4 protein-coding genes and 1 pseudogene are annotated in these 6,551 nt (G+C 67.3%); all 5 read right to left on the reverse strand.

Features of this window, described 5'->3' with window-relative positions:
- Positions 1–62 precede the first annotated feature (62 nt).
- Positions 63–2,219, reverse strand: coding sequence for a transcription termination factor Rho (rho, locus tag AC1DBQ_RS20555; RefSeq protein ID WP_476930272.1), 2,157 nt, complete (start codon positions 2,217–2,219; stop codon positions 63–65).
- A gap of 321 nt (positions 2,220–2,540) precedes the next feature.
- A complete protein-coding gene (gene thrB / locus AC1DBQ_RS20560) occupies positions 2,541–3,527 on the reverse strand; it encodes a homoserine kinase (protein ID WP_476930273.1) in 987 nt (328 codons plus the stop codon).
- A 2-nt stretch (positions 3,528–3,529) separates the two neighbouring features.
- Complete coding sequence (gene thrC, locus AC1DBQ_RS20565) at positions 3,530–4,636, reverse strand: threonine synthase (RefSeq protein ID WP_476930274.1); 1,107 nt, start codon at positions 4,634–4,636, stop codon at positions 3,530–3,532.
- Positions 4,637–5,953: a homoserine dehydrogenase gene (locus tag AC1DBQ_RS20570; protein ID WP_476930275.1), complete on the reverse strand. Its 1,317-nt coding sequence runs from the start codon at positions 5,951–5,953 to the stop codon at positions 4,637–4,639.
- Positions 5,954–6,436: pseudogene (locus AC1DBQ_RS20575) on the reverse strand (diaminopimelate decarboxylase family protein); the annotation flags it as partial.
- Positions 6,437–6,551 lie beyond the last annotated feature (115 nt).

Below are 6,551 nucleotides of genomic sequence, written 5' to 3' on the forward strand. Positions count from 1 at the left end.
CGCAGATCGTGAGCCACCCGGCGGAGGGGCGGGGCCGCCAATTTTCGAGCGGTTACGCGACGCTACTTGTCGTTATCGGACTTCGCACCAAGCGTCGTCTTCTGCACCTGCATGAGGAACTCGACGTTGCTCTGGGTCTCCCGGATCTTGTTGGTCAGCAGCTCAAGGCTCTGCTGCGTTTCGAGTCCGGAGAGGACGCGGCGCAGCTTCCACATGATCTTGACTTCCTCGGGGGAAAGCAGGTTCTCTTCGCGGCGGGTACCGGACGCGTTGACGTCCACGGCCGGGAAGATGCGCTTGTCAGCCAGCTGGCGGGACAGGCGCAGTTCCATGTTGCMGGTACCCTTGAACTCTTCGAAGATGACCTCGTCCATCTTGGAGCCGGTCTCGACGAGAGCGGTGGCCAGGATGGTGAGCGAGCCACCGTTTTCGATGTTGCGGGCTGCACCGAAGAAGCGCTTCGGCGGGTACAGCGCTGCGGAGTCCACACCACCGGACAGGATGCGGCCGGAGGCCGGTGCTGCCAGGTTGTACGCGCGGCCCAGGCGGGTCATCGAGTCCAGGAGCACCACGACGTCCATGCCCATTTCCACGAGGCGCTTGGCGCGTTCGATGGAGAGTTCGGCCACGGTGGTGTGGTCGTCGGCGGGACGGTCGAAGGTGGAGGCAATGACCTCACCCTTGACGGTGCGCTGCATGTCCGTGACTTCTTCGGGACGTTCGTCAACGAGCACCATCATGAGGTGGACCTCAGGATTGTTGGTGGTAATCGCGTTGGCGATGGACTGCAGGATGAGCGTCTTGCCGGCCTTCGGCGGCGAAACGATCAGGCCGCGCTGGCCTTTGCCGATCGGGGCCACGAGGTCGATGACACGGGGGCCGATCTTCTTCGGGTCCGTCTCAAGGCGCAGGCGCTCGGAGGGGTACAGCGGGACGAGCTTCGCGAATTCGACGCGGTCCTTGAGTTCCTCGGGGGTCTTGCCGTTGACCGAGGTGACGCGGACCAGGGCGTTGAACTTCTGGCGGGCGGACTGCTGGCTGCGGTCCTCGCCTTCGCGCGGTGCACGGATGGCACCGACGACGGCGTCGCCCTTGCGCAGGTTGTACTTCTTGACCTGGGCGAGCGAGACGTACACGTCGTTCGGGCCCGGCAGGTAGCCGGACGTGCGGATGAACGCGTAGTTCTCGAGCACGTCGAGGATGCCGGCGACCGGCAGGAGGACGTCGTCCTCGGTGACCTCGACGTCGTCAACGTCCGGTCCCTGCGCACGCCCGCGGCGGCGGTCGTTGCGGTCGCGGAAGCGGTCGTTGCGCGAGGAGTTGTCGCGGCTGTCCTGCTGGCCCTGGCGGTCACCGCGGTCGTTGCGGTCACGTCGGTTGCGGCGGTTCCGGCGGCTTCCGCCGTCGGTTTCTTCGCTGTCGCGGGTGTTGTCGCGGGTGCCGGCGGCTTCCCCACGGGTGCGGGTGGTGTCGCGGCGCTGGCCGTCTTCACTGCCCGGCTCGGCCTGGCGCTGTTCACGCTGCTCAGTCCGCTGTTCAGTGCGCTGCTCACGCTGTTCGGTGCGCTGTTCACGCTGCTCGGCTGCGGGCTGTTCGGCCTGGACTTCGCCGGCGTTCTGGCCGGCGGCCTCGGTGACCTGGGCTGCAGCTTCGCCGCGGCGGCGATTGCGGGTGCGCGGCTGACGCGTGCGGTCGCTGCCTTCCGTTGCGGAAACGGCCGGGCCGGAAACAACAGGCCCGGACTCGGCTGCGCCGGGTTCGGTGGAAACCGCAGGGGCTTCTGCCGGAGCCGCGGCGGGTGCCTCTGCGGCGGCTGTCGTGACGACTCCGTCGCTGCCTGCACGGCGGCTGCGGCCGCGGCGGGCCCGGGGGCTTTCCTGGGCCGGGCTTTCCTGGGCAGYGGCCTCGTTGCCGGCGGGCGCGGTTAGCGGTGCAGCTGCCGGAGCGGCTGCCTGCGAAACGGTGCCGTTGTCGGTCGCCTTTTCAGAAGCACGGGCCGGAGCCTTGCTTACCGGGGTGCCTGCGCGGTGGGCGGAAATGGCCGTGACCAGATCGCCCTTGCGCATGCGGGATCCGCCGGAAATCCCCAGCTGGCTGGCGAGGGCCTGGAGCTGGGCGAGCTTAAGGCCTGCAAGGCCGCTGCTCTTGGCGGGTGCTGCCGTTGATCCGGCAGCAGAAGATGTATCCACAGCCGGAGACAGCTCAGTGGTTTCGGTCACGAAGGATCCTTCCCCCTCGACGGCGTCCAGGCTAAGAGCTGGACGCGGTGATTTGATCTGGGCTGCAGTTCAGATCTGCAGCCGTGATTTCGGCCTTGCCGGATGGAATTCGGCCAGCAGGGCCGGATACTGCTTCACCATGCACGATCCGAGAAATGAGGAACGGCGGGCTGACGATTTCAGGGGGCAGAGCAATTCTGCTGATTCCTGCGTCAGACCGAAAGCAGGTGGCACCGGAAAATATTGCGCAGTGAAAGATGAGAGAGGCTACGTGGCCAACATCGCGGTCTTAGAACGGTTACTAATTTACCGCCTGCGTATTTACCGCCGGTGCACTTCCACTTTAGCACCTTCAACGTCCACGGCCAGTTTCATCACTCGCCAGCCCACTTCCGGCGTGTTGTCCGCCGTGTGGGCGCCGATGAAGGCGACAACCTCGCGGGCTTCGGCTTCCCCGTTGGCCAGGACCAGCACGGTGGGCCCGGCACCGGAGACGACGGCGGCGTGCCCTGCCTGCCGCAGCGCGGCAATCAGCTCGGCGCTGGGCCGCATGGCTTCGGCACGGTAGCTCTGGTGCAGGTAATCCTCGGTGCCCGGCAGCAGGAATTCCGGGCTGGCGGTCAGTGCGTGGATCAGMAGGGCGGCGCGGCCGGAGTTCATGGCCGCGGCGTGGTGGCCCACCGAGGCCGGCAGAAGCGCCCGCGCGGCTTCGGTGGAGAGCTCGTAGTCCGGAACGGCGACGACGGGAATCACCGAGGGGGCCACGGCAGCGCACGTGCTGCTGTACTKGTCACTGTCCTGCCATGACAGCGCCAGTCCGCCGAAAATGGCGGGTGCGACGTTGTCCGGGTGGCCTTCCATTTCACTCGTAAGCTGAAGAATCCAGTCGCGGCCGCGCCGGGACGCCTCCGGAACCAGGGCATTCGCGGCACTGACGGCGGCCACGACGGCCGAGGCCGAGGACCCCAGGCCGCGCCCGTGCGGGTTGACGTTATCCGCMGTGATCCGCAGGCCTTCGTGCCGGAAACCGAGGCGGTGCAGCGCCTCGGTGAGGGCCTTGACCACGAGGTGCGTGGCGTCGCGGGGCAGCGACTCGGCACCCTCTCCGCTGAGCTCGAATTCAAGTTCACCGCTGGCCAGGGTTTCCACGGTGAGCGTGTCATGCAGCGTGAGCGCCAGGCCGAGGCTGTCGTACCCCGGGCCCAGKTTGGCGCTGGTGGCAGGCACCCGCACGGTGACAAGCTGGCCTGCCGGAACGGCGGGAATGCCTGCCGCTGATTCGGCCGGGACGGTGAGGGTGGTTTCCAACGTTATTTTTCTTCCAGTCMCRGGGCTGCGGCGACGGTAACGACGTCGTTGGAGACCTTGACCGGCTGCACATCGCTGCCGTCCTCGGTGCGCAGGGCCCACTGCGGGTCTTTGAGCCCGTGACCGGTCACCGTGATCACGATCGTCTTGCCGGCCGGAACCTCCCCGGCCGCGTGCTTCTTGATCAGGCCGGCAACGCCCGCAGCGGAGCCGGGCTCCACGAAGACGCCTTCCCGGGCGGAGAGCCAGCGGTGCGCGGAGAGGATTTCCTCGTCCGTGACGGCCTCGATCACGCCGCCGGATTCATCCCGGGCCGCCACGGCGGTGTCCCAGGAGGCGGGGTTGCCGATCCGGATGGCGGTGGCGATCGTGTCAGGTTCGGTGATGGGGTGGCCGGCCACGAACGGGGCAGCCCCGGCGGCCTGGAAGCCCCACATGACGGGGGTCTTCGTGGCGACGGCGGGAAGCGAGCCGGCGGTAGGCGACTCGTACGCCGCGGCGTACTCCTTATAGCCCTTCCAGTAYGCGCTGATGTTGCCGGCGTTGCCCACCGGAAGGACGTGGTAGTCCGGGGCGTCGCCGAGGGAATCGACAACTTCAAAGGCGCCGGTCTTCTGGCCCTCGATCCGGGCCGGGTTGACGGAGTTGACCAGGAACACAGGGTAGGACTCGCCGAGCTTGCGGGCGATGTCGAGGCAGTTGTCGAAGTTACCGTCCACCTGCAGCAGCGTGGCTCCGTGCGCGATCGCCTGGCTGAGCTTGCCCATCGAGATCTTGCCCTCGGGGACCAGCACCGCGCACTGCAGCCCGGCCGCCGTCGYGTAGGCCGCGGCGGAAGCTGAGGTGTTGCCGGTGGAGGCGCAGACCACGGCTTTGGCGCCGGCCGCCACGGCTGCCGTCATGGCCATGGTCATGCCGCGGTCCTTGAAGGAACCGGTCGGGTTCATGCCCTCGACCTTGAGGTAGACGGTGCTGCCGGTCAGCTCGGAGAGGTGGCGGGCGTGCACGAGCGGGGTGCCGCCCTCGCCCAGGGTGATGACCTTAGTGGCTTCCGTGACAGGAAGACGATCAGCGTATTCGCGGATGACACCGCGCCATTGGTGAGCCACTTAGACCCCTTCTACCCGCAGTACGGATGTGACGGAATTGATGACGTCCAGGCGCTTGACGGCCTCGACGGTTGCTGCAAGTGCGGCTTCGCGTGCACGGTGTGTCACGATCCGCAGCTCGGCCGACTCCAYGTTGGAGTCGGCGTCGCGGTGGATGGTCTGCCGCATGATTTCGATGGACACGCCGTGCTCCGCGAAGAGCTGGGCGATCCGGGCCAGGACGCCGGGCTGGTCCGCGACGTCGAGTCCGATGTAGTAGCTCGTGATGGCTGCGTCGATGGGCAGCGCAGGCACGTGCCCGGTGGTGGTTTCGGTCCGGCCGGGGCCGCCCAGGACAATGCGGCGGGCCGCGGAGACGAGGTCGCCCAGCACGGCGGACGCCGTCGGGGTTCCCCCGGCGCCCTGGCCGTAGAACATGAGTTCGCCGGCGTTCTCGGCTTCGATGAAGACGGCGTTGAACGCACCGCGGACAGCGGCGAGGGGGTGTTCGCGGGGCAACAGCGTCGGGTGCACGCGGACGGAGACGCCGGTCTTGCCGTCCTCGTCCGTCAGCTTCTCCGCAATCGCGAGCAGCTTGATGACAAAGCCGGCTTCCTTCGCGGCGGCGATGTCCGCCGCACTGACGGCCGTGATGCCCTCGCAGGAGACGTCTTCCAGGGCGAACCGGGTGTGGAAGGACAGCGAGGCAAGGATCGCTGCCTTGGCGGCGGCGTCGTAGCCCTCGATGTCGGCAGTGGGGTCGGCCTCCGCATAGCCCAGTCGCTGGGCTTCGGCCAGGGCATCGGCGAACTGCGCGCCGGTGGAGTCCATCTGGTCGAGGATGAAGTTGGTGGTGCCGTTGACAATCCCGAGAACCCGGGTGATCCGGTCGCCGGACAGGCTGTCCCGGATGGGCCGCAGGATGGGGATGGCACCGGCTACGGCGGCTTCGTAGGAAAGCTGCACTCCGGCTTTGTMCGCTTCCTCGTAGAGCGTGGGACCGTCCTGGGCCAGGAGCGCCTTGTTGCCGGTGACCACGCAGGCCCCGTGCCGCATGGCCGTCAGGATCAGGGTCCGGGCCGGCTCAATCCCGCCCATGAGCTCGATCACGAGGTCGGCGTCCTTGACGAGGGTTTCGGCGTCGGTGGTGAACAGCTCMTGGGGCAGATCGACGTCGCGCTCGGCGTCKAGGTTGCGCACAGCGATGCCGCCCAGTTCGAGGCGGGCGCCTGTGCGCGCCGCGAGGGCGTCGGCGTCGTCAATGAGAATCCGTGCAACCTGAGCCCCGACGTTGCCACAGCCCAGCAGGGCCACTTTCAGGGTTCGCAATTCGGTCATTCAGACTCCCATGTCGCGGTTGAGCAGATCTTCTTCGGTTTCCCCGCGGACAATCAGCCGGGCAGATCCGTCGCGGACAGCGACAACGCCCGGCCGGGCCAGATAGTTGTAGTTGCTTGACAGGGCCCAGCAGTAGGCGCCGGTCCCCGGTACAGCAAGCAGATCACCGGCTGCCACGTCCTCGGGCAGATATACATCTCTAACAACTATGTCGCCGCTCTCGCAATGTTTGCCCACTACTCGGGACAGCTGCGGGGCCGCGTCGGAGCTCCGCGAGGCAAGAATTGCCGAATAATCCGCGTCATACAGCACCGGGCGCGGGTTGTCGCTCATCCCGCCGTCCACCGACACATACCGGCGGGGGTACGTAACGTCGTTGCCKACTCCGCCGGCTTCGKAACCCGGGGCGTCCACCCGGACGGTCTTGAGCGTGCCGACCTCGTACAGCGTGAACGTCGTGCTGCCCGAGCTGGACCTCGGAGGCGGCTACGGCATCGCCTACACCCCCGTTGACACGCCCCGCCCGGCCGCAGAGATCGCGCAGGCGATGGCCGCCGTCGTCCGTTCCAAGTGCGCCGTGCTGGGTATTTCCGCCCCC

The sequence above is a fragment of the Arthrobacter sp. 10T413_2 genome, from assembly GCF_056394205.1.